This is a genomic window from Actinomadura logoneensis, from assembly GCF_003428695.1.
Lineage (GTDB): Bacteria > Actinomycetota > Actinomycetes > Streptosporangiales > Streptosporangiaceae > Spirillospora > Spirillospora logoneensis.
In genome coordinates, this window is the sequence record NZ_QURH01000467.1 from 1 (window position 1) to 1,097 (window position 1,097).

The following is a 1,097-nucleotide window of genomic DNA, read 5'->3' on the forward strand; positions in this document are numbered from 1 at the left end:
CGCGGGCGGGCGGGGGCCGTCGGGCGCGGCGGCGGCGTGGGCGCGGCGGCCCTCGCGTTCGAGGACCATCATGGCGACCAGGGAGAGCCCGGCGCCGCCGATGAGCATCAGGTGGGTGGGGCCCCAGAGGGTGACGTCCTGGCCGAAGATGCGGTGCCAGACGTCGTCGAGGGGGAAGCCGAGCAGGGCGTAGAAGCCGGCTCCGGCGAGCAGCACGCCGCCGGTGGGCGCGTGCCAGGTGCGGGTGACGCGGACGGCGGCGGCGCCGGGGCGCTGCCCGGGGGCGGGGAGCACGACGGCGAGGACGCCCGCGGTGAAGATCCCGAACAGGCCGAACAGGATCGGGTAGTGGGCGATGTTGGCGAGGGGGCCGACGTCGCGTCCGTGCGAGATGTGCAGGGAGATGTCCCAGTACATGCCGAGCAGGGCGGTGAGCAGGGACACCAGGGCGACGACGGAGGGCAGCGCGGCCCAGCCGGGCAGGCCGCGGCCGGGGCCGCGCTCGGCGAGGGCGGCGGCGCGGGTGAGCCAGTCGAGGCGTCCGCTGCGGTGGCCCCAGCCGAGCAGGAGCAGCGCGGCGGTGAGGACGGCGGCGGCCAGGGAGGCGATGAGCACCTGGCCGATCGCCGCGCCGCCGGCGGGTTTGTCCGGCTGCGCCAGGTACGCGGCGGCCGGGTGGTCGAGCAGGCGCGCGGCCGTGGGGGCGGCGCCGGGGGGTCGGTGAAGCATGGTCGCTCCCTGGGGGCGGTCGGGGGCGGTTTCGGGGGGTGATTCCACCCACGGCCCGGAGTATGCCAGTCTCGAATGTGTCATTGTCTAGTGTCACATCGTGTGGTGTGCGGCACCCGGACGGTCGCCGCCGGGCGTCCGGCAGGGGCCGGGCCACGGTGGTGGCCGCATCGGGACCGGGCTTGAACCGGACCCGAACTGGGCCGGAGAAGAGGTGAAGGAGGCGTGGTGCGTGCGTCGAGGTGGCCGGTGAGGACCCTGGCCGGAGCGGTGGCCGTGGCGCTGCTGGCGGCGGGCGCGGGATGCGGGAAGCCCGCTCCGCAGGCGCGGCCGGACGGCGGCGGACCGTCCGGCTCGCCCGGCGCGAC

The 1,097-nt window shown here is 76.7% G+C and carries 1 pseudogene; it reads right to left on the reverse strand.

Features of this window, described 5'->3' with window-relative positions:
- A pseudogene (locus tag DZF91_RS23360) lies at positions 1 to 729 on the reverse strand (hypothetical protein); the annotation flags it as partial.
- Between the last annotated feature and the right edge of the window lie 368 nt (positions 730 to 1,097).